Source organism: Streptomyces sp. NPDC096152, from assembly GCF_044763235.1.
Classification (GTDB): Bacteria; Actinomycetota; Actinomycetes; order Streptomycetales; family Streptomycetaceae; genus Streptomyces.
Genome location: NZ_JBIWFW010000003.1, coordinates 671432 through 697341 on the forward strand (window position 1 = coordinate 671432; position 25910 = coordinate 697341).

A 25910-nucleotide genomic window follows, 5' to 3' on the forward strand; every position below is an offset into this window, starting at 1 on the left:
CATCGGCCGTTGCCGGGCAAGGGGTTGCCGCGCGGGAACCGGCAGGCGCTACTGCTCCGCCAGCGCCCGGAGCCTGCTCAGCGCCCGGTGCTGGGCCACGCGCACCGCTCCCGGTGACATTCCCAACATCTGACCCGTCTCCTCGGCCGTCAAGCCCACGGCGATGCGCAGCAGGAGCAGTTCGCGCTGGTTCTCGGGCAGGTTGGCCAGCAGCTTCTTGGCCCATTCGGCGTCGCTGCTGAGCAGGGCGCGCTCCTCGGGGCCGAGGGAGTCGTCCGGCCGCTCGGGCATCTCGTCGGAGGGGACGGCCGTGGAGCCGGGGTGCCGCATCGCCGCGCGCTGCAGGTCGGCGACCTTGTGGGAGGCGATGGCGAAGACGAACGCCTCGAAGGGGCGGCCGGTGTCCCGGTAGCGCGGCAGGGCGAGCAGGACGGCGACGCAGACCTCCTGCGCGAGGTCCTCGACGAAGTGGCGCGCGTCGCCCGGCAGCCGCGTCAGACGGCTGCGGCAGTAGCGCAGCGCCAGCGGGTGGACGCGGGCGAGCAGATCGTGCGTGGCCTGCTCGTCACCGTCGACCGCGCGGTGGACGAGCGCACCGATCTGCCCTTGGGCAAGTGCCGCCTCGTCGTCACGCATCGGTCCATGGTGCCTTGGCCGCGCAGCGTCCGCGGCACCGCCTCCGTGGTTGTGCACCGAAGCGTTATGAGCAGGTGCGCCGGAACTCATCCCCTGCGCCCTCCTCTTCCGCTCGACCGACTTGTCCCCGAGGAACTCCACACCTCAAGGATGCGGCATCCGCGGCGAAACGAGCAGCGCGCGCCCGGCGGGCCGCCTTGCCACAGGCGTTCGGCCGGTGCAGGGCGTCGGCGCGGGCGGCCCGGCCACCAGCGCTTTCCGGCACCACGGCGAACGGCGCTTCCTGCCCGGGCAAATCGACCTCTCCGACCTCTCGGCGACCTCTCCGCGGCCTCTGTACAGCTGCCGTGCGTGCCGCTCGCCGAACCGTGCGGTTCCCGCGCGCCGCGCCCCTCGACGGGACGGCGGGACGGGACCACCCGGCGGAACCGCCCGACGGCACGCCGTTACGGCCGTCTGGGAGCACCCGCGATCACCCGCGGCCGCCTCCGGCAGGCCGCATCGGCCGCCGGTGCCGGCGACGCCGGTCCGGCCGCCCGCATGGACCGGATGCATGGACCGCATGCACGGACCACCCGCATCGACCGCCGCCGGAGAGTACCCGGTGTCGCCGCAGGGCACGGAATCCGGGGGTCCGCTTAAGCCGTACGTGCGAGTCCGGGGCCCGGAGGCCCGGGGAGGCCCGCCTCCACCGGAGGGCAGGTCGCCCCAGGGACCGCAGGGACCGCATGGGCCCAGGGCACCCTGGGACTCGGAGCCCGGGGACGCGTAGTCCCTGGGAGCACGAAGACCCGGAACCCGGTGCCGTACGGGCCGGCGCTCCCCCACGCTCGATGTTCGATGCCGCGCATGGGGGCGCCGCCGCGTGTGTGGCTCCTAGCGGACCAGGCCCCACCGGAAGCCGAGCGCCACCGCGTGCGCACGGTCCGAGGCGCCGAGTTTCTTGAACAGGCGGCGGGCGTGCGTCTTGACGGTGTCCTCGGAGAGGAACAGCTCACGGCCGATCTCCGCGTTGGACCGCCCGTGGCTCATGCCCTCCAGGACCTGGATCTCACGCGCGGTGAGCGTGGGCGCGGCCCCCATCTCGGCGGACCGCAGCCGGCGCGGGGCGAGCCGCCAGGTGGGGTCGGCCAGGGCCTGGGTCACCGTGGCCCGCAGTTCGGCGCGCGAGGCGTCCTTGTGCAGATATCCCCGGGCCCCGGCGGCGACGGCGAGTGCCACGCCGTCGAGGTCCTCGGCGACCGTGAGCATGATGATCCGCGCACCGGGGTCCGCGGACAGCAGGCGCCGGACCGTCTCGACACCGCCCAGGCCGGGCATGCGCACGTCCATCAGAATGAGGTCCGAGCGGTCGGCGCCCCAGCGGCGGAGGACTTCCTCGCCGTTGGCCGCCGTCGTCACACGCTCGACGCCGGGCACGGTGGCGACCGCGCGGCGGAGCGCTTCTCGGGCAAGCGGGGAGTCGTCGCAGACGAGGACGGATGTCATGGCCGTCCTCCGCAGCTGATGCGCGTCACCTTGAGCCTCCAGGCTGGTACGAAATCGTCACCTGTGCGGTCGACCGTCTCGGACGCCCGCCCGAGCGCTTGTGTTCTCAACCGCCTCCGCACTCTCAACGACGGTCACTCGAAAGAGTTACGGGGCTGTGTGCCATCTTCGGCACTCTACGTGAGGAAGCGGACACAGTGCAGACATGCCCGCCAGGCCCTCAACTTTTCATCACAAGCAATGCCCCGTTCGGCCCTTTTTCTTCCCGTTTCATGGTGTCTGGGGCTAGATTCGCAATGAGTCATATTTTCATCTCCTTAGATCGGAGATGTACGGTCGTTGGTACGTATCCGCCACGAACGGCTACAAGGGGTCACGTAATGGCAGATTTCTCGCGCCTTCCCGGGCCGAACGCGGACCTGTGGGACTGGCAGCTGCTGGCGGCCTGCCGCGGGGTCGACAGCTCGCTCTTCTTCCATCCGGAAGGCGAGCGCGGTGCGGCTCGGAGCGCTCGGGAGAACTCGGCCAAGGAGGTCTGCATGAGGTGCCCGGTCCGTGCGGAGTGCGCGGCGCACGCGTTGGCGGTGCGCGAGCCGTACGGGGTGTGGGGCGGCCTGACCGAGGACGAGCGCGAAGAGCTCATGGGGCGGGCACGGAACCGGCTGGTGACGTCGTCGACCGGCGGGGACCCCGCCTCGAACAATTGAAGGAACGTTTCTGCCACAGCAGGGCACGCCCACGCGTGCCCTTGTGTTTCGTCCCCGCGCGCGTCGGCTCCGTGTCCGCCGTCGCTACGTGTCCCGGCCCTGGCGGGACGCCGCGCGGGCCAACTCGTCCAGCGTGGCCGCCACCGCCGGCACCTGGGCCAGGTCGGGAAGGGTGAGTGCGACGATCTCGCGCCGCACCGCCGGCTCCAGGGTCATCGTGCGCGCGCCCCGCGGCCGTACGGACTCGATCGCCAGCTGGGGCAGGACGGCGACGCCCAGCCCGGCGCCCACGAGGCCGATCACCGCCGGATAGTCGTCGGTCGCGAAGTCGATGCGGGGCGTGAAGCCGGCGCTCTCGCACGCCGCCACCAGCTGGCCGCGGCAGCGCGGACAGCCCGCGATCCACGGCTCGCCCGCCAGTTCCCCGATCGCGACGGCACCGGAGTGGGCCAGCGGGTGCCGTTCCGGTACTAGCGCCACGAGCCGATCGGTCAGCAGCGGCCGTACGACCAGGTCCTCCCACTCCTCGGCGCCCGCGGCCCCTTCGTAGCGGAAGGCGAGGGCCACGTCGCAGTCGCCCTCGCGCAGCAGCTCCACGGACCTCGGCGGCTCTGCCTCCTCCAGGGAGACCCGGGTGCCGGGGTGCGCGGCGCGGAGTGCGGCCAGCGCGGTCGGCACGAGCGTGGAACTGCCGCTGGGGAAGGAGACGAGCCGGACGCGCCCGGCCCGCAGGCCCGCGATGGCGGCGACCTCCTCCTCGGCGGCGGTGAGCCCGGCGAGGATCCCGTTGGCGTGCCGGACGAGCGCCTCGCCGGCCTGGGTCAGGCGCATCTCGCGGCCGCTGCGCACGAGCAGCGGGGTGCCGACGGAGGCCTCCAGGGCCTTCATCTGCTGGCTGATGGCGGGCTGGGTGCAGCCCAGTTCGCGCCCCGCCGCGGAGAAGGAGCCGGTGGCGGCCACGGCGCGCAGCACTCGGAGATGACGAGCCTCGATCACCCCTTGAGCATAAGTCAGACTTGGGCCCTCGTTCCGATAATGCGTCGACGCTTTGACTCCCGCTCCCCTACCGTGCGGGCATGAAGCTTCTGTCAGTGAATCTGGGTCGGCCGCGCGCCGTGCCGTACACCGACCAGCCGGAGGGGCTGACCGGCATCGACAAGCGGCCGGCGGACGGGGCGGTGCGGGTGGCGGCGCCCGGGCCGAAGGGCACCGGCGCGAGCGGTCTGGCCGGGGACGCGGTGTGCGACACCCGGCACCACGGCGGCGACGACCAGGCGGTGTACGCGATGGCCCGCGAGGACCTCGACGCCTGGGAGCGCGACCTGGGGCGGACGCTGGCCGACGGCGCGTTCGGCGAGAACCTCACCACGGCGGGCCTCGACATATCGGGGGCGCTGATCGGCGAGCGCTGGCGGGTCGGCCCCGCGGTGGTGCTGGAGGTCACCAGCGGGCGGATTCCCTGCCGTACGTTCCAGGGTCATCTGGCGGAGAAGGGCTGGGTGAAGCGGTTCACGCTGAGGGGTGCGCCGGGGGCGTATCTGCGGGTGATCGAGGCCGGTGAGATCCGGGCGGGCGACGCGATCGAGGTCGTGCACCGGCCGGACCACGACGTGACCGTGGCCCTGCAGTTCCGGGCCGCCACCACCGACCGCGCCCTGCTGCCCCGGCTGCTCGCGGCGGGCACGGCCCTGCACCCGGAGTCGCTCGCGGCGGCACGGAAGTACGCGGCTGCCCACCGCGGCTGAGCGGACGTCAGTACGCGCTCGTCCGTGGTCACCGCCGGAGGGACGCCGGCTGGACGCCGGACGAGGGCCGGCCGAAGGCCCGTGGAGGGCCGGATGAGGCCGGACGAGGGCCCGTGGAGGGCCGGACGAGGGGCCGGACGAGGGGCCGGACGGACACCGACAGGGTGCCGGGAGGGCGCCGGGAGGGCGCCGAAAGGGTGCCGGAAATGCGCCGGAAGGACGCCGTCCGCACCGCACCCGACCGTCACCGATCGGGAGGGCCTGTGCAGAGATCGGAACCGGGCGGTCCAGGCCACTAATCTTTCGCCATGACAACGGCTCTGATTACGGGATCGACCGCGGGCATCGGTGCCGCGTTCGCGCGGCGGCTGGCGGCCGACGGGCACAACCTCGTGCTGGTGGCGCGGGACACCGAGCGGCTCACGGAGCAGGCGACCGAGCTGCACGACCGGCACGGCATCGAGGCGGAGGTGCTGACGGCCGACCTGGCGACGGACGCGGGCATCGAGGCGGTCGCCGCGCGCCTGGGCGACCGCAAGCACCCCGTCGACCTGCTGGTCAACAACGCGGGCTTCGGCAACAAGGGCCGCTACCTGGACGTCTCGATGGACGACGAGCTGCGGATGCTCAAGGTGCACGTCGAGGCAGTGCTGCGGCTGACGTCGGCGGCGACGGAGGCGATGCGGGAGCGGGGCCGCGGCGGGGTCGTCAACGTGGCCTCCGTGGCGGCCTTCGTGCCCCGGGGCACGTACGGCGCGTCCAAGGCGTGGGTCGTGCAGTTCACGCAGGGCGCGGCGCGGGACCTGGCCGGCAGCGGCGTACGGCTGATGGCGCTCTGCCCCGGGTTCGTCCGCACCGAGTTCCACGAGCGGGCCGGGATGGGCACGGACAACATCCCGAATTGGATGTGGCTGGACGCGGACAAACTGGTCGCGGCGGCGCTGGCGGACCTCGCCCGCGGCCGGACCCTGTCGATCCCGGACCCCCGCTACAAGGCGCTCATGGGCCTGGTGAAGGTGACGCCCCGCTCGCTGCTCGGCGGGATCTCCTCGAAGACGGGCCGCAAGTACGGGCCCCAGTGACACCCCCGCCACCGGTGCCGGCCGCGGCGCCGGTACGGAGGTGAGGGCGGCGCTCCGGTGGAAAAATGGGCCCTGACGTACCGGACCCAGGGGGGCCGGAGGTGCCGCGATGACCTTCGTACAGCTCATCGAGTGCAGGACGAGCCGGTTCGACGAGATGAACCGGCTGATGGACGCCTGGGTCGAGCAGACCCGGGGGAAGCGGACGGCGACGCACGACCTGGTCGGCAGGGACCGCTCCGACGGATCACACATCGTGGAGATCGTGGAGTTCCCCTCGTACGAGGAGGCGATGCGGAACTCGGAGCTGCCCGAGACCGGCCGCGTCTTCCAGGACCTGGTCGCCCTCTGCGACGAGGAACCGACGTTCACGGACCTCGACGTCGTACGGGACGAGCCGTTGTGCGCGACGACGGCGCGGCGCCTGTTCGAGACACTCGCCGCCCCCGGTGAACTGCCGCCGCTCAACGACCTGCTGGACGAGGACTGCCACAGCCACGACCCGGTCAACCCGCAGGACACCATCGGGCTGGACGCCCTCCGGCGCGAGTACCGGATGTGGCGGGACGCCTTCGACTTCACCTTCACCATCGAGGACCTGATCGCCCAGGGCGACCGGGTCTGCGCCCGCTGGACCTGGAACGCCACACACAAGGGCGAGTTCCTGGGGATCGCCCCCACCGGCAAGCGGGTCACCATGACCGGGATGACGCTGTTCAGGTTCACGGCCGACGGGAAGATCGCCGAGACCTGGTGGCAGCACGACCAGCTGGGGCTGATGGGCCAACTGGGGGCGCTGGAGGAGTTGGAGATCTAGTGAGGACGGGGCCGCCGTGGCCTTGAAGGGGGCATCTTCTGCAGCGGAGCCGATTGTCGTAGGCGCCGACTAGATCTCCGGGCTGCCAGTGGAGGGGACTGCGCCGCGCCGCTCGGTCTCTTCCCCTACTTCTTTCGGCCCGTTTCCGGAGGTGCCCGCTGCTCCCAAGCCCGCAAACGCCTCCTCCTTCGACGCCCTCACCCACGTCACGGTCCGGCTGGGCCCCGAGGAGGCCGGCATCACGCCCGTAGCGGCCGTGCGACTGCCCGTCGTCATCAGGCACTCCCGCATTCCGCGCCCGTCCAACCCAGCCCGGCCCCACGCCTGTCGGCCCGGCTGACCGGCACCCGCGAATGCGAGGGCGACCACGTGCAACCCCGCCTCTTCCGCCCCGCCGGCGACGAACGCCTCTGCCCTCGCTGCTCGACGCCTTAGCACCCGGGCCCACACCTCCGGCAGGGCGGCTGCACTTCGGACGGCGCTCCGGGGAACGCGTCGGCGAAGGTCAAGTCAGTTGAATTGCAGAACCACCTGCAAAGAGACTCAGATCTTCCTCAACTCCCTTCTTCCCTGAGTGATCTTGCTTGTAGCGTTCTGCGTGACCGGAAGGCGAGGCTCCTGACCAGAGCCCGCATATCCAAGCCGGAAGAATCGGGGATCTTCACAACATGAAGCGCGCGATATCGAGCACGCTGTCCGTCACCCTCCTCAGCGGTGCCCTCATGATGGGTGCCGGGACCGCGTCGGCCGCCACGCAGTCGCAACACGTCGCCAAGGCTTCGACGCCGGTGGTCGGGGTCGACCCGAGGGAAGACCTGCGGTCGATGTGCACCGTCTACCACGACAAGTACGCGTGCGCCTCGCTCCTGCACAACAACAAGATGACCAAGGCGGTCCAGAACTGCCTGGTCAAGGCCGGTATCGGCGGGGCTGCCGCGTTCGTCGTCGGCAGGTACATCAGCAAGGACCTGGCCAAGGACATCGCCTCCAAGGTCGTCGTCGCAGGGGCCTCGGCCTGCCTGTCGTCCTTCACGTAAAAAATCGGGAGCGCACCAAATGACGGCCAAGATCCTTGTCACGCTCGTCTGGATTGCCGTACTCATCGGAGTGAACAAGCTGTTCGCCGGGACCGATTGGGCTCAATACGTGGCTACATTCATTCTGGCCGGCTCCTACGCACTGCTGATTGACAAAGTGAACAAGCGCACAGTCCGGGACAGCCGGAATTAGGGCATCGCTTTTCAAACGGTCTTGGCCGAAGCAGAAGTAATGCGAGTGGCCCGCCGCTTCACACGAGGCGGCGGTGCCGCAGAGACTGAAGCCGCGCCGTCCTGGGCCGGATTCGCCTACGGCGGCCAGTGCGGGACTCCCGGCCGCCGGCCAGCCACCCCGACAAGCCCTACGCGCCCATGCCCCACCCCGACAGACCGCACACGTAGGGGCTACGGGTCTGGTGACGGCGATCAGGACCTTCGGACGGCTCCCGCCCCGTCGTGAAGGCGTACACCCGAGAGGCTCACCGTCATATCTGACGGATCTTCTGGAACCTCCCTGGGAGGGTCTGCATCTTTCTGTGCGGTGACGCAAAAGCGGTGACACGGGGTCCCGCAGGGTGTCTTCACCAGGGGGAAGTCACATGGCACGGCGGACACTGGCCGTCTCGGCTCTCGGTCTGGTGGTGCTGCTGGGTGCCGCTGCCTGCGGCAAGGACCACAACACCGCCACCCAGCCGTCCAAGGGCTCTTCGGACGCTCGTCCCGCCGCGTGCGGATCGTCCCAGCTGAGCTGGAAGCTGGCCCTTCTGCCGGGCAAGCCTCACCATACGCCGACGGCGATGCTCAGCGCCGCGCACAAGGGACCGAGGCCCTGCGCCTTCGACGGGTACCCGGGGCTCGAGTTCTGGGTCGGCAAGGGACCGTCGGCCGACGCGAAGCCGAAGAAGTCCACGCCGGTCCGTCTGGTGCTGAAGCCGGGCCACAGCATCGAGTTCCCGGTCTTCTACGACGCGGTGGGCTCGCCGTCCGAGAGCTGCGACCTCCTGGCGGAGAACGACCCGCGCATCTCCGTGACGCCACCGCACCACGCCGCGCACGACTACGGCTCCCGCGTGCGGCTGACCGACGCAGAGGGGCACCATGTGCGGGCGCAGGTGTGCGGCCCCGACGACCCGCTGTTGGGTGCGCCCCAACTGCACTGAGACGCCACTGGTTTAACGAGGTGTACGCACGCCTCCTTCGTGCGATCATGGCGGCTGCGACCGCTGACCACGGTCGGTTGACAGCCGCCGCATGGCGGCACGGGGGGAATTGCACCGGGGGTGCTGCGGTGCGCTGCGCGCGCGGCGCAGGCCGTCGGCGGAAGATCGCACTTCGTACTCCGTAGCAGCGGTACGCCTGCCGCTCTGCGGCAGTGGCATGTCCGTGGGGTCCTCGTGTCGCCGTTCGGCCTGCCTCGGTTGGAGAACCTGAATTGCTCGATGAACGAATACGTCTCGGGGCCGTCGTGGCGCTGAGTGCCGCGCTGCTGCTGGGCAACGCCGCAGTGGCACAGGCCGACACCGCGCCCCCCTTACCCGGCACACCCACGCCGACCGCGTCGGGGCTCCCACAGAGCACCGGCCCTGCTCCGACGTCGGCCACGCCCACACCCCCGGCCGGTCCTTCGGCCGAGCCGCCGACCGCGGACACGCAGGTGCCGGCCCCCGACGCCGCCTGGACGGCCGAGGCCGGCCATCAGCTTCTGGACTCCCGAGCGCATGGCCTCGGCCACCGATCCCTCGGGCCGTACCCCCACCGCCCCACCGCAGGGCTTGACGGCGGCACGCCGGCAGCGCTCCGCCACCGGGCTGACCGCCGCCCAGCACTTCAAGGGCATCAAGACCGTCGGCACGATCTTCAGCACCGACAAGGGCCTGCAGGGCCACCGCTGTACGGCCAGCGTTGTGCGCAGCGGGGGGCACAACCTGATCCTCACCGCGGGCCACTGTGTCGGCTCGAAGTCCATGTTCGTGCCCATGTACGACCACACCAAGACGGCGGCGCAGCAGCAGTACGGGGTCTGGGCGGTCGACGACTGGTTCCGCGACAAGCGGTACGCCTCGGACAAGTCCAAGAACTCCGACCTGGATTACGCCTTCGCGAGCCTGAAGCCGAACGGCGGCAAGAACGTCCAGGATGTCGTGGGCGGCGCCAACAGCCTGGAGCGTACGCCCGGCTATACCAACAAGGTGACGGTCATCGGCTACCCGATGATCGGGCACAACCCCCAGGACACGGCGGTCCGCTGTGCCGACGTCCACACGACGGCACTGTCCGGCTACTACCAGATGCAGATCTTCTGCGGCGGCATGTGGGGCGGGGTCTCCGGCGGCCCGTTCTTCTCCAAGCTCGACACCTCCGGCGACAGCGGCACGATCATCGGCAACGTGGGCGGGTTCCTCCAGGGCGGACCGGATGTGGACCACACGGATCCGCGGTACAACGAGATCACCTACAGCCCGCTGCACGGCGACCGCTTCTTCCGGCTCTACGCCGACGCGCAGGAGGGCCGCAACCCCGACTACGGCCCGTACCAGCAGCCGCCCCTGCCCTACACCATGGGATCCGGGTCGACCTGGAAGCACGCGCGGCTGATGGCCTCGGGCGACTTCAACGGCAAGGGCCACAGTGACATGGTCGTGGTCTGGGACGACGGCGAGACCACCCTCTACAACAGCGACGGCGACGGCCACTTCACCAGTGAGCGGCAACTGCTGCCCAAGAACACCACCTGGGATCACGCGGCGACCATCACCGCGGGCGACTTCACCGGGTCGAAGCAGTTCGACCTGATGGTGCGCTGGTCCGACGGCGAGGTCACCCTCTACGGCGACGTGGGCACCAAGGGCCTCAACTGGGCCGGCACCCAGATGATCAAGCCGAACGACCTCTGGAAGAACGCGACCCAGATCGCGGCGGGCCGCTTCAACGCCAACCAGTACGTCACCGACCTGGTTGTGCGCTGGATCGACGGCGAGGTCACCCTCTACACCAACGTCAGCGCCGGCACCTTCGGCCAGGAGCACCAGCTCCACGGCAAGAACGACACCTGGCGGGACGCCACCCTGCTCACCGCCGGCGAGTACTCCGGCAGCGCCAAGTGGGACCTCATGGTGCGCTGGACCGACGGCGAGGTCGACAACTATGTCAACACGAGCACGTCGGGCCTGGGACAGGAGCAGCGCATCCTGGACAAGAACGCCCTCTGGACGCACGACCTGGCCATGACGACCGGTGACTTCACCGGAAACGGTCGTACCGACGACCTCGTCATCCGCTGGTCCGACGGCGAGACCACGATGTACAGGGACACCGGCGCCGCCCGTTTGGGCGCCGAGGAGACCCTGGTCCACCCCGCCTGAACCCGGGCACCAGCGCCCGACACCCGATGCCCTCGGCACACGCCCGTGCCGAGGGCATCACACGTACGGCACGCCGGCCACCGCCCGGGAGGTCGCCTGGCCGTAGGCCGGGGAGACCCAGCCACCCGAAGGGAAACGGGGAGGCCACCACCCGTACCGATCTTCCGCGTGGGTGTGCGGTGCGCGCTGGGACGTGTGTCGCCCCGTAAGGGGCGCGGGGAACTGCGCGAGCAACCAAGCACGGCGCCCCACCCGGCATCGAACCCCGCACGGCAGACGCGAACCCGCCAGGCACAGGCACAGGCACAGGCAGCGGGAAAACGCACGGTGCCCAGCCCCCGAGAGGACTGGGCACCGTTGGTTCAGCTCAGCCGGAGCTGACGCTCAGCGCAGCGCTCAGTGGGCGTGGCCGTGGCCGTGGCCCGCGGCGGCCGGCTCTTCCTCTTCCTTCTTCTCGACGACCAGGGTCTCGGTCGTCAGGAGGAGGGAGGCGATGGAGGCGGCGTTCTCCAGGGCGGAGCGGGTGACCTTGACCGGGTCGATGACGCCGGCCTTGACCAGGTCGCCGTACTCGCCGGTGGCGGCGTTGTAGCCGTTGCCCTTCTCCAGCTCGGCGACCTTGGAGACGATGACGTAGCCCTCCAGGCCCGCGTTCTCCGCGATCCAGCGCAGCGGCTCGACGGCGGCGCGGCGGACGACGGCGACACCGGTGGCCTCGTCGCCGGTCTTGCCGAGGTTGCCCTCGAGGACCTTGACGGCGTGGACCAGGGCGGAGCCACCACCGGAGACGATGCCCTCCTCGACCGCGGCGCGGGTCGCGGAGATGGCGTCCTCCAGACGGTGCTTCTTCTCCTTCAGCTCCACCTCGGTGGCGGCGCCGACCTTGATCACGCACACGCCGCCGGCCAGCTTCGCGAGGCGCTCCTGGAGCTTCTCGCGGTCCCAGTCGGAGTCGGTGGACTCGATCTCGGCCTTGATCTGCGCGATGCGACCCTCGACGTCCTCCTTCTTGCCGGCGCCGTCGACGATCGTGGTGTCGTCCTTGGTGACGGTGATGCGGCGGGCGGAGCCGAGGACGTCCAGACCGGCCTGGTCGAGCTTGAGGCCGACCTCCTCGGAGATGACGGTGGCGCCGGTGAGGACGGCCATGTCCTGCAGCATCGCCTTGCGGCGGTCGCCGAAGCCCGGGGCCTTGACGGCCACGGCGTTGAACGTGCCGCGGATCTTGTTGACGACCAGGGTCGACAGGGCCTCGCCGTCGACGTCCTCGGCGATGATCAGCAGCGGCTTCGAGGCGTTCGCCTGGATGATCTTCTCGAGGAGCGGGAGCATGTCCGCGATCGCGGAGATCTTGCCCTGGTGGATCAGGATGTACGGGTCGTCGAGGACGGCCTCCATACGCTCCTGGTCGGTCACGAAGTACGGCGAGAGGTAGCCCTTGTCGAACGCCATGCCCTCGGTGAAGTCCAGCTCCAGACCGAAGGTGTTGGACTCCTCGACGGTGATGACGCCGTCCTTGCCGACCTTGTCCATGGCCTCGGCGATGAGCTCGCCGACCTGCTGGTCCTGGGCGGACAGCGCGGCGACCGCGGCGATGTCGGACTTCTCGTCGATCGGGCGGGCGGTGGCCAGCAGGTCGTCGGAGACGGCCTTGACCGCGGCGTCGATGCCCTTCTTCAGGGCGGCCGGGGAGGCACCGGCGGCGACGTTCTTCAGGCCCTCGCGCACCAGCGCCTGGGCGAGCACGGTGGCGGTGGTGGTGCCGTCACCCGCGATGTCGTTGGTCTTGGTCGCCACCTCCTTCACCAGCTGGGCGCCGAGGTTCTCGTACGGGTCCTCGACCTCGACCTCGCGGGCGATGGTGACGCCGTCGTTGGTGATGGTGGGCGCGCCGAACTTCTTGTCGATGACGACGTTGCGGCCCTTGGGGCCGATCGTCACCTTGACCGTGTCGGCAAGCTTGTTGACGCCGCGCTCGAGGGCGCGACGGGCGTCCTCGTCGAACTTCAGGATCTTCGCCATGGCAGCGGGAGCCCTCTCGGAATTCTGGGTGAAAAAGACACTACGCCCCGGGCGCCCGGCTTCTTATCGGTCGCGGGGGCCAGGGGCGCAGCTCACAGCAGGAATGCTGAGGTGATTACTTCTCGATGATCGCGAGCACGTCGCGGGCCGAGAGGACGAGGTACTCCTCGCCGTTGTACTTCACCTCGGTGCCGCCGTACTTGCTGTAGAGAACGACGTCGCCGACGCTGACGTCGAGCGGAAGGCGGTTGCCGTCCTCGAAGCGGCCCGGGCCCACGGCCAGGACGACGCCCTCCTGGGGCTTCTCCTTGGCGGTGTCCGGAATGACCAGGCCCGAGGCCGTGGTCTGCTCGGCGTCGAGCGGCTGGACCACGATGCGGTCCTCGAGCGGCTTGATGGCAACCTTGGAGCTGGTGGTCGTCACGATCCGACCTCCCCCTTCGGAGATCTCACGGGGTTAACTGTCTGAGGTGGCGACCAGGTCGATCCGTCGTCGCGGGTGCCGGACCTGCCCGTCGCTGTGTTGGCACTCTCCAGGGGGGAGTGCCAGACCTGAGACTATGACTGTCGTTAGCACTCGGTCAAGCGGAGTGCCAATTGCCTGCGGCGCGTCGCGGGAGTTCCCTGTGAGCGCGGGGTTGTGCAGCACACCGTCTGCTGGTGTGACCGGCCCCGGGGGCCGCCGCCCCCGGACCCCCGCTTCGGCCTTGACGGCCTCGTCCTCGAACTCCCCCGAGCTCTTCGAGCAGGGTGTGCCCCCAGACGGGCTGAATGCTGGACGGGCCGGCTACTCACGCGTCGGACGGGCTGAATGCGTGACCTCGGCTCACAGGTAGTCCTGGAGCCGCCCCACCGTCAGGCCCCGGTCCTGGATCCGGCGCAGCAGCCGTGTCGTGCGTTCGCGCAGGGTCGGGCCGTCGAGGTCGTCGTCGTCCGAGGCGACGAGGAGGATGTCGCCGGGGCGCAGGCCGCGGTGGCCGTGGGTGAAGCGCAGGTCGGTGTCCGACATCGAGGCGCGCCACAGGACGACCGCCGAGACCCCGCAGTCGGCCGCCGCGCGCAGGGTCGTGCGGTCGAACGCGCGGTACGGCGGCCGGAACAGGCGGGCGCGGACGCCGAAGCGGGCGTGCAGCTTGTCCCGCTGGCCGCAGATCTCGGCGCGCTGGCCGGCGTAGGGCAGGCCGCGCAGCGAGGGGTGGTCGAGGGTGTGGTTCTGGAGGTCCGCGCCGACCGACATCAGGTGGGCGAAGTGCCCGTACCCCGGTCCGACGACTCTGTCCGTGAGGAACATGCTGACCGGCAGCCTCAGCTCACGCACCATGTCGACGAACCGCGGATCGCGCTCCGCCCCGTCGTCGTAGGTGAGGAAGACGACCTTGTCGGAGGTCCGGACGTGGTCCACGACCGGAGGCATTCCCGGGCCGGAGGTGCCGGTGAGCCGGGGCCGGGCGGGCGGGCGCGGGGGCGCGGGCAGCGGGGCCGCCAGGCCCCAGCGGCGGTAGGGCGGCTCGGCGGCCGGGCCCGCGGGCCGTACCCGCTGGGCCGCCTTCCTGCCGAGCCGCTCGATGGGGTCGACGGACGGCGCGCAGCCGGTCAGCAGCACGGCCGCGAGCAGGGCCGCGGCCACGCGCCGCGGCCTCACAGGTAGTCCTCCAGCCGGGCCACCGCGTACCCCTCGGCCGTGACCTTGTTCAGGAACCGGCGCATGTCGTCGATCATCGTGCCGTTCCATTCGCCCGGCCCGCGGAAGTGGGTGAGGACGATGTCGCCGCGGTGGATCCGCTGGTCGACCTCGCGGTACTCCCAGTGGTCGACGAAGACCTCCTCGTTCCAGATCGGCGCGTACTCGATGCCGCAGGACTTGGCGGCGACCAGGGTGTCCTGGTTGTAGTTGCCGTAGGGCGGGCGGAAGACCTTCGGGCGCTTGCCGAACTGGCGCCGCATGATGTCCTGCATGTCGCAGATCTCGCGCTCCTGGTCCTCGTAGGACAGGCCCGGCAGGTAGGGGTGGTGCAGGGTGTGGTTGTTGAGGGTGTTGCCGTAGGCCTGCACCGTCCGGAAGTACCCGTAGTCGTCCTTCACCAGGTAGTTGCTGAGGAAGGCGGTGTACGGGATGTTCAGGTCCCGCATCATCTCCAGGAACTCGGGGTCCTTCTCCGAGCCGTCGTCGATGGTGAGGAAGACGACGCGGTCCCTGGTGGGGACGGTGGTGAAGACCGGGGGCAGATCCCACTCCTCCTGGTTCGTCACCTGGAAGCCGGGGCGGGCGTGGATCCTCGGCTTGACGGCGGGCGGCGGCGGGGGTGTGAGCGGGACCCGCATGAGGCCCCAGCGCCGGGCGGCGGCCACGCGGGCCTCGTAGGCGGCGCGCAGGCGGCCGGCGTAGGAGTGGAGGGCGCGGGCCGGGGGCGCCTGGAGGAGGGGCTCCTGGCCGGGGGCCGGCCGGGCCTGGGTGTTGGAGGGCGTGCAGCCCGAGGCGAGTGCGGCGGCCACGAGGAGCACGAGACCGCCCCGGGTCACGGCCTTCCGGCGCACCGCCACCGCGGGGCGCTTTTTGTCATTTTGTCCTACTACTCCCATGGCGCCGGATCTTCGCAGGCTTCCGCGGGGAACCCGGGCCGACACCGCGGCGGGAGGCGCACCATCCACCGACTGGCCCACAATGAGCCGGTGAACGACCACCGCCTGCGCGACTTCGCCCCGCTGCTCACCCCCGAGGGCCGTGCCCTCCTGGACGAGGTGCGCGGCACCGACCCCGCGGGAGAACTCGCCGTCGCCACCCGGCTGCGCCGCGAGCACCCCGCCGAGCTGGTGTCGGCCGCGCTGGGGCAGGCGCGGCTGCGGCAGCGGGCGGCGGCGAAGTTCGGGGCCCAGGACGCGGAGCGGATGTTCTTCACGCCGAACGGGGTCGAGCAGTCGACCCGGACGAGCGTGGCGGCCCACCGGGCGCACCGGTTCCGGGACCTCGGCGTGACCTCCGTGGCCGACCTGTGCTGCGGGATCGGCGGGGACGCGATCGCGCTCGCCCGCGCCGGGATCCGCGTGCTGGCCGTGGACCGGGACCCGCTGACGGCGGCCGTGGCGCGGGCGAACGCCGAGGCGCTGGGGCTGGGCGACCTGATCGAGGTCCGGGAGGCGGATGTCACCGAGGTCGACACCTCGGGGTACGACGCCGTCTTCGTGGACCCCGCGCGGCGCGGCGGCCGGGGCCGGATCTTCGACCCCGAGGCGTACTCGCCGCCGCTGTCCTGGGCGGTGGACACCGCGCTCAAGGCCCCCCGGGCGGCGCTGAAGATCGCCCCGGGCATCCCGCACGAGGCCGTCCCCGCCGAGGCCGAGGCCGAGTGGATCTCCGACGGCGGGGACGTGAAGGAGGCGGTGCTCTGGTTCGGCACCGAGCCCGGCCGCGTCCGGGCCACCCTGCTCCCCGGTCCGCGCACCCTGCCGGGCCGCGGCCTGCCCGACCCGGAGGTGCGCCCCGTGGGCCGCTTTCTGTACGAGCCCGACGGCGCCGTCATCCGGGCCCACCTGGTCGCCGAGGTCGCCGAGGAGCTCGACGGGGGCCTGCTCGACGAGACCATCGCCTACGTCACCGCCGACACCCTGCGCCCCACGCCGTACGCGCGCGCCTACGAGATCACCGACCGGCTCCCCTTCAACGTCAAGAAGCTGAAGGCCCTGCTGCGGGAGCGCGAGATCGGCGTCCTGACCGTGAAGAAGCGGGGCTCGGCGGTCGAACCGGAGGAACTGCGCCGCAAGGTGCTGCCCAAGCCGCACGGACGGAACACGGCGACGGTGTTCCTGACCCGCGTCGCGGGAGCCCCGACCATGCTGATCGGCCACCCGGCGGACTGACAGCGGCGGCGCGGGCCGGGCCGCTCAGGACGCGACGATCCCCTTGCCCACGGCGAAACCCCTGGCCCGGCCTTCCGGGATCACGCGTCGGTGCCGTGAGGAACGCCGCTCAGCCGGAGGCGGCCGCGCGGCGTAGCAGCAGGGCCCGTTCGCGGGTGTTGCGGGTGAGGGATGCCGCCCGCTCGAACTCCACGCGGGCCTCCGCCGGGCGGCCGAGGCGGGACAGCAGGTCGCCGCGGACGCTGGGGAGCAAGTGGTAGTCGCGCAGGGCCGGTTCGGCGGCGAGGGCGTCGACGATCTCCAGCGCCGGGGCCGGGCCGTCCGCCATCGAGACGGCCACCGCACGGTTCAACTCCACCACCGGGGACGGGGACCGGGCGGCCAGCAGGCCGTACAGGGTGGCGATGGCGGGCCAGTCGGTCTCCTCGTAGGTGAGCGCGTGGGCGTGGCAGGCGGCGATGGCGGCCTGGAGGACGTAGGGGCCGGGGGCTCCGGTGGCCACGGCGTCGGCGCGGGCCAGGGCGGTGACGCCGCGGGCGACGAGCATGCGGTTCCAGCGGCGCCTGTTCTGGTCCTGGAGCAGCACGGGCTCGCCGTTCGGACCGGTGCGGGCGGCGGCGCGGGACATCTGGAACTCCAGCAGCGCGGTCAGCCCGTGCACCTCGGGCTCCTTGGGCATCAGTCCGCTCAGCAGCCGGGCCAGGCGCAGCGCGTCCTCGCACAGGGCGGGGCGCAGCCAGTCGTCGCCGGCCGTGGCGGCGTAACCCTCGTTGAAGACGAGGTAGATGACGTCGAGCACGGAACCGAGGCGGGCCTCCCGGTCGGGGCCGTACGGCACCTCGAAGGCGACGTTCCGGGTGGCCAGTGTCCGCTTGGCGCGCACGATGCGCTGGGCGACCGTCGGCTCGGGCGCGAGGAAGGCGCGGGCGATCTCGGCCGTGGTCAGACCGCCGAGCAGCCGCAGGGTGAGGGCGATGCGGGCCTCGGCGGACAGCACCGGGTGGCAGGTGGTGAAGACCAGCCGCAGCAGGTCGTCGTCGATGTCGTCCGGGCCGGAGGGTTCCTCCGGCCCGGACGTGCTCTCCAGGTCGCGCCCGATCTCGGCCAGCTTGCGGGCGTACCGCTCCCGGCGGCGCACCAGGTCGACGGCGCGGTGGCGGGCGGTCGTCATGAGCCAGGCGCCGGGGTTGTCCGGCACCCCGTCCCGGGGCCACTGCTCCAGCGCCGCGACCAGGGCGTCCTGGGTCAGCTCCTCGGCGATGCCGACGTCCCGCACGATCCGGGCCACGGCGGCGACGACACGCGGCGACTCCAGCCGGAAGACGGTTTCGAGGGCGCCGGAGGGCCCGGTGGGCTGCCTGTCCACTTCCACAGTTCCCCATGCAACACCCCCGGCGGCCCCCGGCCAAGGAGGACTCAGCCCTCGGCGATCTCCCGCACCTCGCAGGTCACCGTCCAGAACTCCTCGTGGGCCTTCAGGAACCGCTTGGTCCACTCCAGGGCCTCGGCCATGTCCTTGCACTGCATGAGCGCGTAGCCGCCGACGACCTCCTTGGACTCGGTGAACGGCCCGTCGGTGACGGAGATCTTCCCGCCCTCCCAGTGCACCCGGGTGCCCTGGGCGGAAGGGGTCAGCCCGGCCGTGTCGAGCATGACCCCGGCCTTGGTGATCTCCTCGATCAGCTCACCCATCCGCTGCGTCAGCTCGCAGCTCGGGCCCTCGGCGGGGGCGGTGGACTCGTCGATCCTCACGAGCGACAGGTAGCGCGGCATGGTGTCTCCTCGGGTCGAGGACGGGGCCCTTCCCCGCCTCTCACCCCTGCGTCGAACGGGGACACCGGGAATCGACACCCGCGCCGGATTTCCCCGAAGATTTTTCTCCGGGGGCGTTCCCGCAGGTGGGGGTGGCGTTCCTGTCGGCGGTGGACGGTGGATGGTCAGCGCAGGGACGCCCAGAGGCGGCTCGCCCCGGGTTCCTCGGCCACCACCCGGTCGGGGTCGGACGGGGCCGGCACCACCGGCATGGTCACCGTCCTCACCCGGCCGGCCGACAGGCCCCGCAGGCTCTGGCCCAGGCGGGTCAGCTCGCCCAGCGAGCCACCGGTGTCCGCCGTCGGGCTGCCGGTCACCGTGTCGGCGACCCGGTGGAACCGGGCCGAACGGCCGGCAGGTCGGTGGCCCAGGTCTGCTCCAGCAGCGCCCTGTCGAATTCCTGCCGCAGACCGAAGCGGCCGAGGCCGCTGCCGTGCAGGGTGCGGGCCGGGGGCCGCGAGCGTTTCGCGGCCGGACGTCCGCCCGGTCGGCTACGGCGTATGGAGCCGGCGCTGGATTCCCGCCGCCTGACCGTCCATGTCCACGCGGCCCTCTCGGCGTTCACCGACGCCTCGGGCGCGCGTTGGTGGAGCCGGGTGCGCTGGAACTGTTGCCTGGCCTCGTCCGCCGCGGAGGTACGGCACACCGCCCGGCTGACCCTGACGGGTCCGGTGCGGGTGCTGGGCCCGGACCGGTGGCTGCGCTGCGGGACGACCGTGGTGCAGCCGGCCGTAGTTGACTGAGGGTCAGGCCCCCATCCGCTCCGTCAGGCCGAGCTGGGACATGATCGAGCCGGAGTCGAGGTAGGCGCGGGCCTCCTGGACCTTGCCGTTCTTCACCTCGTAGACGTCGACCGCGTGCACCGTTACCGGGCGTCCCGTCGCGGGCACGGTGCCGACGTTCAGCCTCAGGTCGCCGGTCTGAGTGCCGCTGCCCGTGTACTCGATGACCACCGTGTCCCCCTGGGCCGTGAGGTGGTCCAGGGTGAACTTCCCGTCGGGCATGGCCTCGAACAGCGCCTTGGCCAGCTGGGTGAAGCCTTCCGGGCCCTCCAGGGTCCTGCCGCTGCCCTCGTCGATGAGGGTGCAGTCGGGCGCAACGGCCCCCGCGATGGAGTCGTAGTCGCGGTTGTTCCAGGCCTCGAAAAGTCCGCGGACGAATGCCTCGTTGTCTGCCATAAGATCCTCCGCCACATCATCCCCCGGTCGCCCCCGCTTCCCTTCCAATGCTGACTCCGCGCGGCGGCCGCTGCATCTCGGCAGCGGCCCGGCACCGCGGCGGTGTGCCGGCCGAGCACCGGCCGGTCTCACCGGCCGGTGCTCAGGGGTGTGCCCGCGTTGTCCGCCGCCGCTCCGGGCCCGGCGCCGGCCGCTGGCGGGGTGCTGCCGGAGCGTGGAGCAGGGGGTACGGCCCGGGCGTCAGCCGCCTCGTCGTGTCGCCCCCGCCAGGATCCAGGCCTCGACCGCCTCGTACTGCCGGCGTTGCTCCTCCGCCTTGCGCCGCCCGGAGATCACCGTCCCCGCCCAGCCGAGGGCGAAGCCGAGGGGGACGGAGACCAGCCCGGTGGTGGTGAACGGGAACCAGTTGAAGTCGGCGTTCGGGAAGGCGGCGGCAGGGGACCCGGAGACCAGGTTGGTGCCGGTCATGAGGACCAGGGTGGCGAGGGATCCGCCGATCAGGGTCCACAGCAGCCCAGTACGGGTGTAGCGGCGCCAGAACAGGCTGTAGACGAGAGCGGGCGCGAGTGCGGATGCGCCGAGGGACGCCGACAACAGGGCCAGCGGCTGCAGGTTGTGGTGCTGGACGAGGGTGGCCAGCAGGATGGTGGGGGCGCCCACCGCCAGCGCGGACACCCGGGCGATGGTCATCTCGCGGCGTGGGGCGGTCTGCTTCGCCCGGTTGGCGAGCAGGTCGTGCGCGAGGGTGTTGGCACAGGCCAGGATCATCCCGGCGACCGACGCGAGCAGGGTGAGGAAGAGCGCCGTCGTGACCACGGTGAACAGGAAGGTCTCGGCCGTCGACACCTCCGCCCCCAACGCGGCCCGCGAGCCCAGCAGATACGCGGTCCTGCCCGTCGGGTCGGCGCCCGCGATCGCGGCGCGCCCGACCAGCGCCGTCGCGCCGAAGCTGACGACCGTGACGATCAGCATGAAGAGGGCCACGCTGGGCACCGCCCAGGACATCGACCGGCGCACCTGACGGGCGCTGCGCGCCGTGTACATGCGCATGGTGACATGGGGCAGACAGGCGCTGCCGAGGACGACGGTGAGCTCTGAGCTGATCATGTCCAGCCGGGGTTCGGGCCCGCCCGCGAACTGGAGACCCGAGCGCAGGAAGGCCGGCCCCACGCCCCCGCGCGCTGCCGCGGCGGAGAACAGCTTGCCCGGGTCCCAGTCGAACTGCCGAAGGATCAGTGCGGCCACGACGGCACCGGAGCCGAGCAGGATCACGATCTTCAGGATCTGGATGAGGGCCGTGCCCTTCATACCGCCGATCGCCGCGTAGCTGATCATCAGTGCGCCGATTCCGACGATGCAGGCCGTCTTCAGCGAGTCGCTGGAGAAGCCGAGGACGAACGCCATCAGATCACCGGTGCCCGCCAGCTGGATGAGCATCATCGGCACCAGCGCCGTGATCGTCGCGGCACACGCGGCGATGCGCACGCTTCGTCCGGGCATCCGAAGCGCGAACACGTCGCCCATCGTGAACCGGCCCGCGTTGCGCAGCGGTTCGGCCAGCAGGAACATCAGCAGCATGAGGGAGAGGGCGATACTCAGCGCCAGGACCACGCCGTCGTACCCGAAGACGGCGATCACACCGCCCGTCGACAGGACCGTCGCGGCGGATATGTAGTCCCCGGCGATGGCCAGGCCGTTGCGCATCGGCGACAGCGACCCGTACCCCGTGTAGAACTCGTCGAGGTCGTCCCTGTCGGGGCCCGTCATCACGCACAGGAACAGGGTGATCGTGGCGACCGCCGTGAACGCCACCAGCGACATCGCCTGCGCCGAACTGCTGAGACCGGTCACCGTGCCCCTCCCCGCCCGGCGCCCGGCTCCGCCTGCTCGCGGATGCGGCCCGCGAGCGGATCGACCCTGCGGCGCGCCGTGTACTCGTACAGCCCGACGGCCAGGCAGGTGACGGGTACTTGGAGCAGGCCGAGCAGCAGCCCCGTGGTCAGGCCGCCCGAGACGGATCGCGTCGTCAGCGACGGCACGAACGCGGACAGGACGAGGAAGAGGGTGAAGTACCCGAGTGCCGTGAGGACCGGCACGCGCCGCTGCAGACGGTAGGCACCGCGCAGAAGGCGAAGTTCGCGGGGGTGGCCGAGCGCCGGACGGTTCTCCCCGCCGGACCGCGGTCGCGGTTGCGGGGGGTGGGCGGGTCGCGCCGGCGGCGGACGGAATGCCGAATCGTACGGCGGGGCCGCACGCTGCGGGCGGTACTCGGGGGACGGGAACGCGTCTTGCATCCCGTTTCTCCTTGCGCGGCTCGGGGCCCAGGTGGGACCGAAGGGAAGCGGGGGGTGAGCGCACGCTACTCGCCGGTACTGGTCCGCGCCAGACTCCGGGCGCACCGAGGCCGTCACGGGCATCACCGACACCCGCTCGGCCCTACGCCCCGTCCCGGTCCTCCCCCGCCGACTCGAAGCGCCAGCGGTGCACCGCGCGGGTGACCAACTCGCCGTCGGGCTCGGGCAGTTCCGGGAGGTCGGCGTCGTACGCCGCGTCCCACCAGGTGACCACCAGGACGCGGTCCTGCGGGGCACGGAAGAACTCCCGGCGCACCGGCCGCGCGGCGAGTTCCTGTGCGCGGGCCCAGGCCAGGAGCTCCTCGCCCCGGCCGGGGACCGCACGCGCCTCCCACATGAGGGCGACGGTCATGAGTAGAGGTTCTCCGTGCTCACCTCGTGCACGTGATCGTGACCATGACCGTGTCCGTCGTCGCCCGGCACGTGCGGCTCCGTCACCGGCAGGGACGAGTCCGCCGACAGGTCCCAGCTGGACGCCGCACGCCCCCGGCTCACCATCTCCGCGCCGAGCGCGGCGACCATCGCGCCGTTGTCCGTGCACAGCTTGGGGCGGGGCACCCGCAGCCGGATCCCTGCCGCCTCGCACCGCTCCTGCGCCAGCGCGCGCAGCCGGGAGTTGGCCGCGACACCGCCGCCGATCATCAGGTGGTCGACGCCCTGGTCCTTGCAGGCCCGCACGGCCTTGCGGGTCAGCACGTCCACGACCGCCTCCTGGAAGGAGGCCGACACGTCCCGCACCGGGACCTCCTCCCCCGCCGCCCGCCTGGCCTCGATCCAGCGGGCGACCGCCGTCTTCAGGCCGGAGAAGGAGAAGTCGTAGGCGGGGTCGCGCGGGCCGGTCAGGCCGCGCGGGAAGGCGATCGCCTTCGGGTCGCCCTCCTTCGCGTACCGGTCGATCACCGGGCCGCCGGGGAAGCCCAGGTTCAGCACGCGCGCGATCTTGTCGAAGGCCTCGCCGGCCGCGTCGTCGATCGTCGCGCCCATCGGGCGGACGTCGGAGGTGATGTCCGTGGACAGCAGCAGGGAGGAGTGGCCGCCGCTCACCAGCAGCGCCATGGTCGGCTCCGGCAACGGGCCGTGCTCGAGCTGGTCCACGCAGATGTGGGAGGCGAGGTGGTTGACGCCGTACAGCGGCTTGCCGAGCGCGTAGGCGTACGCCTTCGCGGCCGAGACGCCGACCAGGAGGGCGCCGGCCAGGCCGGGGCCCGCGGTGACGGCGATGCCGTCCAGGTCCTTCGCCGAGACGCCCGCCTCCTTCAGGGCCCGCTCGACGGTGGGGACCATCGCCTCCAGGTGCGCCCGGGACGCCACCTCGGGCACCACCCCGCCGAAGCGGGCGTGCTCGTCGACGCTGGAGGCGACCGCGTCGGCCAGCAGGGTGGTACCGCGGACGATGCCGACGCCGGTCTCGTCGCAGGAGGTCTCGATGCCGAGGACGAGCGGCTCGTCGCGCATGTCAGTCATGGATGTCGGTTCCTTGTACGCCGTTGTCGGAGGGGGCGGGGGCACCCGCGGCGGGGCCGCTGCCGGACGCGGTGGACAGGCGCATCACCAGGGCGTCCACGTTCCCCGGCTGGTAGTAGCCGCGTCTGAAGCCGATGGGTTCGAAGCCGAAGCGCTCGTAGAGCTTCTGCGCGCGGACGTTGTCCACGCGGCACTCGAGCATCACCTCGGCGCACTCGAAGGCGGTCGCGGCCCGCAGCAGCTCGGACAGCAGCCGGGAGCCGAGTCCGGTGCCCCAGTGGTCGCGGGCGACGGCAATGGTCTGGACGTCCCCCTGGTCCCCGGAGGCGACCAGCCCGGCGTACCCGACGATCCGGTCGTCCTCGACGGCGACGACGTACCGCCGCGTCGCCTCGGGGCCCCGCGCGTGCGCCAGCTCGGACCAGAACATGCCCCGGGACCAGGCGTCCTCGGGGAACAGGTCCTTCTCCAGTTCCAGCACCGGGTCGATGTCCCACCAGCGCATCTCCCGCAACACGGGAGTCGCGGCACCGCCGGTGGCGGGTCCGGTCGTCGTCTGTCCCGTCACTTGGGGGTGACCACCTTGTAGTTCTTGGGAACCTGGGCGTCCGGCCGCCTCAGGTACAGAGGCCGGGGCGCGGGCAGCTCCTCGCCGGCGACCAGCCTCTCGGCGGCCAGGCGGGCGAGGGCGGCGGCCGACACGTGTTCGGGCTCGTGGGTCTTCGGGAAGGTGCCGGGGTACAGCAGCGCGCCCGCGCCGACCGCGGGCAGGCCCCTGACCTCGTCGGCGATGTCGGCGGGCCGGTCGACGGCCGGGTCGGTGACACGGGTGCGGGAGTCGGCGTACCGCGCCCAGTACACCTCCTTGCGGCGGGCGTCGGTCGCCACGACGAAGGGTCCGGGGACGTCGGCCGCGTAGGCGAGGGCGTCGAGCGTGCACACGCCGTGCACGGGGACGCCGAGCGCGAGCCCGAAGGTCTCGGCGGTCATCAGCCCGACGCGCAGGCCCGTGTACGGGCCGGGGCCGACGCCGACGACGATGTCCGTGACGGCGTCCAGCTTCAGCCCCGCCTCGGCGAGCACCCGGTCGACGGCCGGCAGCAGCAGCTCTCCGTGCCGGCGGGCGTCCACCTGGCTCGACGAGGCGACGACGGCCGATCCGTCGTGCAGGGCGACGGTGACGGCGGGGGTGGCGGTATCCAGAGCGAGCAAGAGCACGCAAACAGCCTACGGCTCCCGCGGCACGGGCACGGACGCCCCGGGCGGACGGTGCTCGGCTGCTACCGTCACGGCGAGGCGGCCGGCACGACGTGCGGACCCGACACGGAGGTGGTCGAGGGTGTCAAGGGGCAGCTCGGCTTTCGTGGCCGCGCTCACCGCCGCGTCCCTCGCCGCGGTCGGTTTCCTCGCCTACCGGGCGCAGGCGAGCGTGCCCCCGAAGCTGGGCAGCCGGCCCGGCGCGAGCGCGAAGCCCTCCGCCACCAAGGCACCCCGTGACACCAGCAACCCCACCGCCCTGCCCTCGGGCTCCGGCACCGGTGAGCGGGTCGTGTACTCCGTGGACGACGACCGGGTGTGGCTGGTCAGCGCGGGCGACCGGGTGGAGAACACCTTCCGGGTCATCCCCGGCAGCGTCGACCCGGCCCCCGGCACCTACGCCGTCACCTCCCGGTCGAAACAGGTCACCGGGACCGACGGCACCCTGGTCGAGCACGTCGTGCGCTTCACAGGCGTGGGCGGGGTCGTCATCGGCTTCAGCGCGGCGGTGGACGGGGCGGTCCCGACACCGGACCCGGCCGTGCGGACCGGGGGCATCCGCGAGTCCCGCGAGGACGGCGAGACGATGTGGATGTTCGCGACGATCGGGCAGCAGGTCGTCGTCATCCGATAGGGCTACGCCGCTTCGCCGCGTTCTTCAGCCGTACGGGCGTCGCGGGTGCCGTGGACGTCCTGGGCGCGCTCCGGCGCCGGCTCCGGGTCGCGGGGCGGCCGTGAGATCACGTCGGCCGCGGCGCAGGAGGCCAGCAGGTCGCTCACGCGGACACCGCCGACCCGGTACGGCCGCGGCTGGGGCGTGCTTGCGGTGGCCGACATGGCGCCTCCTGCGGGTCGGGGGCGACGATAGTCAGGTATGCCTAACCACGATCTGCCTCCCATGTGACCACGGCGAGGACACCGGACGCAAGAACATGCCGACGCCCTGTCGGAATGTTCACCTCCGCAGAGTCCGCGTGCTCGGGCGGTGTACGGGGGCGGCGGGTGGAGCCCGGGGCCGGCGGGTGGTGCCGGGGGCGCGGGCGGTGCCGGCGGCGCGTGGCCGCCCAGGCTGTCGGGACGCTCAGGCCGTCCAG

At 71.6% G+C, this 25910-nt stretch carries 29 protein-coding genes; 11 read left to right on the forward strand and 18 right to left on the reverse strand.

What is annotated here, in order from left to right:
- Positions 1 to 48 precede the first annotated feature (48 nt).
- Both ACIQ9G_RS13195 and ACIQ9G_RS13200 read right to left on the reverse strand, forming a co-directional pair.
- A complete protein-coding gene (locus ACIQ9G_RS13195; protein ID WP_356182230.1) occupies positions 49 to 636 on the reverse strand; it encodes a sigma-70 family RNA polymerase sigma factor in 588 nt (195 codons plus the stop codon).
- An 876-nt stretch (positions 637 to 1512) separates the two neighbouring features.
- Complete coding sequence (locus ACIQ9G_RS13200) at positions 1513 to 2124, reverse strand: response regulator transcription factor (RefSeq protein ID WP_003948568.1); 612 nt, start codon at positions 2122 to 2124, stop codon at positions 1513 to 1515.
- A gap of 380 nt (positions 2125 to 2504) precedes the next feature.
- On the opposite strand from ACIQ9G_RS13200, the gene ACIQ9G_RS13205 reads away from it, so the two are divergent.
- Positions 2505 to 2831 (forward strand): WhiB family transcriptional regulator, encoded by a 327-nt coding sequence (locus tag ACIQ9G_RS13205; RefSeq protein WP_403608567.1) that lies wholly within the window; start codon positions 2505 to 2507, stop codon positions 2829 to 2831.
- 84 nt (positions 2832 to 2915) lie between these two features.
- Here the strand turns inward: ACIQ9G_RS13205 and ACIQ9G_RS13210 are convergent, their stop codons facing one another.
- On the reverse strand, positions 2916 to 3827 hold the full coding sequence (locus ACIQ9G_RS13210) for a LysR family transcriptional regulator (protein ID WP_403608568.1): 912 nt from the start codon (positions 3825 to 3827) through the stop codon (positions 2916 to 2918).
- An 80-nt stretch (positions 3828 to 3907) separates the two neighbouring features.
- Between ACIQ9G_RS13210 and ACIQ9G_RS13215 the strand changes: the two genes are divergently transcribed.
- The 7 genes from ACIQ9G_RS13215 (at position 3908) to ACIQ9G_RS13245 (ending at position 10874) form a co-directional block, all read left to right on the forward strand.
- The gene (locus ACIQ9G_RS13215) at positions 3908 to 4576 is read left to right on the forward strand and encodes an MOSC domain-containing protein (RefSeq protein ID WP_403608569.1); all 669 of its coding nucleotides are present in this window, start codon (positions 3908 to 3910) and stop codon (positions 4574 to 4576) included.
- 308 nt (positions 4577 to 4884) lie between these two features.
- Positions 4885 to 5658: an SDR family NAD(P)-dependent oxidoreductase gene (locus tag ACIQ9G_RS13220; RefSeq protein ID WP_392190761.1), complete on the forward strand. Its 774-nt coding sequence runs from the start codon at positions 4885 to 4887 to the stop codon at positions 5656 to 5658.
- A 109-nt stretch (positions 5659 to 5767) separates the two neighbouring features.
- Positions 5768 to 6475 carry an ester cyclase gene (locus tag ACIQ9G_RS13225; protein ID WP_403608570.1) on the forward strand — a complete coding sequence of 236 codons (708 nt, stop codon included), beginning with the start codon at positions 5768 to 5770 and terminating at the stop codon, positions 6473 to 6475.
- Positions 6476 to 7143: 668 nt separating this feature from the next.
- A complete protein-coding gene (locus ACIQ9G_RS13230) occupies positions 7144 to 7512 on the forward strand; it encodes a hypothetical protein (protein WP_403608571.1) in 369 nt (122 codons plus the stop codon).
- A 19-nt stretch (positions 7513 to 7531) separates the two neighbouring features.
- Positions 7532 to 7705 (forward strand): hypothetical protein, encoded by a 174-nt coding sequence (locus tag ACIQ9G_RS13235; RefSeq protein ID WP_403608572.1) that lies wholly within the window; start codon positions 7532 to 7534, stop codon positions 7703 to 7705.
- A gap of 406 nt (positions 7706 to 8111) precedes the next feature.
- The gene (locus ACIQ9G_RS13240) at positions 8112 to 8672 is read left to right on the forward strand and encodes a DUF4232 domain-containing protein (RefSeq protein WP_403608573.1); all 561 of its coding nucleotides are present in this window, start codon (positions 8112 to 8114) and stop codon (positions 8670 to 8672) included.
- A gap of 558 nt (positions 8673 to 9230) precedes the next feature.
- Positions 9231 to 10874, forward strand: a complete 1644-nt coding sequence (locus ACIQ9G_RS13245) for a trypsin-like serine peptidase (protein WP_403608574.1) — start codon at positions 9231 to 9233, stop codon at positions 10872 to 10874.
- Positions 10875 to 11270: 396 nt separating this feature from the next.
- Here ACIQ9G_RS13245 and groL read toward each other — a convergent pair whose 3' ends face one another.
- The 4 genes from groL to ACIQ9G_RS13265 form a co-directional block, all read right to left on the reverse strand.
- On the reverse strand, positions 11271 to 12896 hold the full coding sequence (gene groL / locus ACIQ9G_RS13250; RefSeq protein ID WP_403608575.1) for a chaperonin GroEL: 1626 nt from the start codon (positions 12894 to 12896) through the stop codon (positions 11271 to 11273).
- 115 nt (positions 12897 to 13011) lie between these two features.
- A complete protein-coding gene (groES, locus tag ACIQ9G_RS13255; RefSeq protein ID WP_053135717.1) occupies positions 13012 to 13320 on the reverse strand; it encodes a co-chaperone GroES in 309 nt (102 codons plus the stop codon).
- A 402-nt stretch (positions 13321 to 13722) separates the two neighbouring features.
- Entirely contained in the window at positions 13723 to 14538 is an 816-nt protein-coding gene (locus ACIQ9G_RS13260; RefSeq protein WP_403608576.1) for a polysaccharide deacetylase family protein, read from the reverse strand.
- The gene (locus ACIQ9G_RS13265) at positions 14535 to 15476 is read right to left on the reverse strand and encodes a polysaccharide deacetylase family protein (RefSeq protein ID WP_403608577.1); all 942 of its coding nucleotides are present in this window, start codon (positions 15474 to 15476) and stop codon (positions 14535 to 14537) included. Before ACIQ9G_RS13265 ends, ACIQ9G_RS13260 begins: the two co-directional genes overlap by 4 nt.
- Here ACIQ9G_RS13265 and ACIQ9G_RS13270 point away from each other — a divergent pair.
- Positions 15459 to 16751 (forward strand): methyltransferase domain-containing protein, encoded by a 1293-nt coding sequence (locus tag ACIQ9G_RS13270; RefSeq protein WP_403608578.1) that lies wholly within the window; start codon positions 15459 to 15461, stop codon positions 16749 to 16751. The genes ACIQ9G_RS13265 and ACIQ9G_RS13270 overlap by 18 nt on opposite strands.
- Positions 16752 to 16860: 109 nt before the next feature.
- On the opposite strand, the gene ACIQ9G_RS13275 is transcribed toward ACIQ9G_RS13270, so the two are convergent.
- The 3 genes from ACIQ9G_RS13275 to ACIQ9G_RS13285 form a co-directional block, all read right to left on the reverse strand.
- On the reverse strand, positions 16861 to 18117 hold the full coding sequence (locus tag ACIQ9G_RS13275; RefSeq protein ID WP_403608579.1) for an RNA polymerase sigma factor: 1257 nt from the start codon (positions 18115 to 18117) through the stop codon (positions 16861 to 16863).
- Positions 18118 to 18167: 50 nt separating this feature from the next.
- On the reverse strand, positions 18168 to 18524 hold the full coding sequence (locus ACIQ9G_RS13280) for a YciI family protein (RefSeq protein ID WP_403608580.1): 357 nt from the start codon (positions 18522 to 18524) through the stop codon (positions 18168 to 18170).
- Between the two features lie 164 nt (positions 18525 to 18688).
- Positions 18689 to 18880 carry a hypothetical protein gene (locus ACIQ9G_RS13285; protein WP_403608581.1) on the reverse strand — a complete coding sequence of 64 codons (192 nt, stop codon included), beginning with the start codon at positions 18878 to 18880 and terminating at the stop codon, positions 18689 to 18691.
- A 183-nt stretch (positions 18881 to 19063) separates the two neighbouring features.
- Here ACIQ9G_RS13285 and ACIQ9G_RS13290 point away from each other — a divergent pair, with 183 nt between their 5' ends.
- Positions 19064 to 19306, forward strand: coding sequence for a hypothetical protein (locus tag ACIQ9G_RS13290; RefSeq protein WP_403608582.1), 243 nt, complete (start codon positions 19064 to 19066; stop codon positions 19304 to 19306).
- A gap of 3 nt (positions 19307 to 19309) precedes the next feature.
- Here the strand turns inward: ACIQ9G_RS13290 and ACIQ9G_RS13295 are convergent, their stop codons facing one another.
- The 7 genes from ACIQ9G_RS13295 to tsaB all read right to left on the reverse strand — a co-directional run bounded on the left by ACIQ9G_RS13295 (position 19310) and on the right by tsaB (position 24777).
- On the reverse strand, positions 19310 to 19741 hold the full coding sequence (locus tag ACIQ9G_RS13295; RefSeq protein ID WP_403608583.1) for an ester cyclase: 432 nt from the start codon (positions 19739 to 19741) through the stop codon (positions 19310 to 19312).
- Between the two features lie 240 nt (positions 19742 to 19981).
- Positions 19982 to 21562 carry a cation acetate symporter gene (locus ACIQ9G_RS13300; protein ID WP_403608827.1) on the reverse strand — a complete coding sequence of 527 codons (1581 nt, stop codon included), beginning with the start codon at positions 21560 to 21562 and terminating at the stop codon, positions 19982 to 19984.
- 26 nt (positions 21563 to 21588) lie between these two features.
- Positions 21589 to 22158 (reverse strand): DUF485 domain-containing protein, encoded by a 570-nt coding sequence (locus ACIQ9G_RS13305; protein WP_403608584.1) that lies wholly within the window; start codon positions 22156 to 22158, stop codon positions 21589 to 21591.
- 19 nt (positions 22159 to 22177) lie between these two features.
- Positions 22178 to 22447 carry a hypothetical protein gene (locus ACIQ9G_RS13310; protein ID WP_403608585.1) on the reverse strand — a complete coding sequence of 90 codons (270 nt, stop codon included), beginning with the start codon at positions 22445 to 22447 and terminating at the stop codon, positions 22178 to 22180.
- Complete coding sequence (tsaD, locus tag ACIQ9G_RS13315) at positions 22444 to 23559, reverse strand: tRNA (adenosine(37)-N6)-threonylcarbamoyltransferase complex transferase subunit TsaD (protein ID WP_403608586.1); 1116 nt, start codon at positions 23557 to 23559, stop codon at positions 22444 to 22446. Before tsaD ends, ACIQ9G_RS13310 begins: the two co-directional genes overlap by 4 nt.
- Complete coding sequence (gene rimI / locus ACIQ9G_RS13320) at positions 23552 to 24064, reverse strand: ribosomal protein S18-alanine N-acetyltransferase (RefSeq protein ID WP_403608828.1); 513 nt, start codon at positions 24062 to 24064, stop codon at positions 23552 to 23554. The genes tsaD and rimI overlap by 8 nt, the downstream gene beginning before the upstream one ends.
- 59 nt (positions 24065 to 24123) lie before the next feature.
- Positions 24124 to 24777, reverse strand: a complete 654-nt coding sequence (tsaB, locus tag ACIQ9G_RS13325) for a tRNA (adenosine(37)-N6)-threonylcarbamoyltransferase complex dimerization subunit type 1 TsaB (RefSeq protein ID WP_403608587.1) — start codon at positions 24775 to 24777, stop codon at positions 24124 to 24126.
- A gap of 121 nt (positions 24778 to 24898) precedes the next feature.
- Here tsaB and ACIQ9G_RS13330 point away from each other — a divergent pair, with 121 nt between their 5' ends.
- On the forward strand, positions 24899 to 25450 hold the full coding sequence (locus ACIQ9G_RS13330; protein ID WP_403608588.1) for a hypothetical protein: 552 nt from the start codon (positions 24899 to 24901) through the stop codon (positions 25448 to 25450).
- Between the two features lie 2 nt (positions 25451 to 25452).
- On the opposite strand, the gene ACIQ9G_RS13335 is transcribed toward ACIQ9G_RS13330, so the two are convergent.
- Positions 25453 to 25653, reverse strand: coding sequence for a hypothetical protein (locus tag ACIQ9G_RS13335; RefSeq protein WP_403608589.1), 201 nt, complete (start codon positions 25651 to 25653; stop codon positions 25453 to 25455).
- Between the last annotated feature and the right edge of the window lie 257 nt (positions 25654 to 25910).

What these genes read in the sequence shown, in the direction of transcription:
- tsaD (WP_403608586.1), bottom strand. Translation starts at nt 23,559, where the DNA reads ATGACTGACATGCGCGACGAGCCGCTCGTCCTCGGCATCGAGACCTCC.
- ACIQ9G_RS13215 (WP_403608569.1), top strand. Translation starts at nt 3,908, where the DNA reads ATGAAGCTTCTGTCAGTGAATCTGGGTCGGCCGCGCGCCGTGCCGTAC.
- ACIQ9G_RS13245 (WP_403608574.1), top strand. Translation starts at nt 9,231, where the DNA reads ATGGCCTCGGCCACCGATCCCTCGGGCCGTACCCCCACCGCCCCACCG.
- ACIQ9G_RS13230 (WP_403608571.1), top strand. Translation starts at nt 7,144, where the DNA reads ATGAAGCGCGCGATATCGAGCACGCTGTCCGTCACCCTCCTCAGCGGT.
- ACIQ9G_RS13280 (WP_403608580.1), bottom strand. Translation starts at nt 18,524, where the DNA reads ATGCCGCGCTACCTGTCGCTCGTGAGGATCGACGAGTCCACCGCCCCC.
- ACIQ9G_RS13220 (WP_392190761.1), top strand. Translation starts at nt 4,885, where the DNA reads ATGACAACGGCTCTGATTACGGGATCGACCGCGGGCATCGGTGCCGCG.
- ACIQ9G_RS13305 (WP_403608584.1), bottom strand. Translation starts at nt 22,158, where the DNA reads ATGCCCGTGACGGCCTCGGTGCGCCCGGAGTCTGGCGCGGACCAGTAC.
- ACIQ9G_RS13235 (WP_403608572.1), top strand. Translation starts at nt 7,532, where the DNA reads ATGACGGCCAAGATCCTTGTCACGCTCGTCTGGATTGCCGTACTCATC.
- rimI (WP_403608828.1), bottom strand. Translation starts at nt 24,064, where the DNA reads ATGCGCTGGTGGGACATCGACCCGGTGCTGGAACTGGAGAAGGACCTG.
- groL (WP_403608575.1), bottom strand. Translation starts at nt 12,896, where the DNA reads ATGGCGAAGATCCTGAAGTTCGACGAGGACGCCCGTCGCGCCCTCGAG.
- ACIQ9G_RS13290 (WP_403608582.1), top strand. Translation starts at nt 19,064, where the DNA reads ATGGAGCCGGCGCTGGATTCCCGCCGCCTGACCGTCCATGTCCACGCG.
- ACIQ9G_RS13195 (WP_356182230.1), bottom strand. Translation starts at nt 636, where the DNA reads ATGCGTGACGACGAGGCGGCACTTGCCCAAGGGCAGATCGGTGCGCTC.
- ACIQ9G_RS13225 (WP_403608570.1), top strand. Translation starts at nt 5,768, where the DNA reads ATGACCTTCGTACAGCTCATCGAGTGCAGGACGAGCCGGTTCGACGAG.
- ACIQ9G_RS13205 (WP_403608567.1), top strand. Translation starts at nt 2,505, where the DNA reads ATGGCAGATTTCTCGCGCCTTCCCGGGCCGAACGCGGACCTGTGGGAC.
- ACIQ9G_RS13300 (WP_403608827.1), bottom strand. Translation starts at nt 21,562, where the DNA reads ATGTCGCTGGTGGCGTTCACGGCGGTCGCCACGATCACCCTGTTCCTG.
- ACIQ9G_RS13265 (WP_403608577.1), bottom strand. Translation starts at nt 15,476, where the DNA reads ATGGGAGTAGTAGGACAAAATGACAAAAAGCGCCCCGCGGTGGCGGTG.
- ACIQ9G_RS13200 (WP_003948568.1), bottom strand. Translation starts at nt 2,124, where the DNA reads ATGACATCCGTCCTCGTCTGCGACGACTCCCCGCTTGCCCGAGAAGCG.
- ACIQ9G_RS13295 (WP_403608583.1), bottom strand. Translation starts at nt 19,741, where the DNA reads ATGGCAGACAACGAGGCATTCGTCCGCGGACTTTTCGAGGCCTGGAAC.
- ACIQ9G_RS13240 (WP_403608573.1), top strand. Translation starts at nt 8,112, where the DNA reads ATGGCACGGCGGACACTGGCCGTCTCGGCTCTCGGTCTGGTGGTGCTG.
- ACIQ9G_RS13310 (WP_403608585.1), bottom strand. Translation starts at nt 22,447, where the DNA reads ATGACCGTCGCCCTCATGTGGGAGGCGCGTGCGGTCCCCGGCCGGGGC.
- ACIQ9G_RS13335 (WP_403608589.1), bottom strand. Translation starts at nt 25,653, where the DNA reads ATGTCGGCCACCGCAAGCACGCCCCAGCCGCGGCCGTACCGGGTCGGC.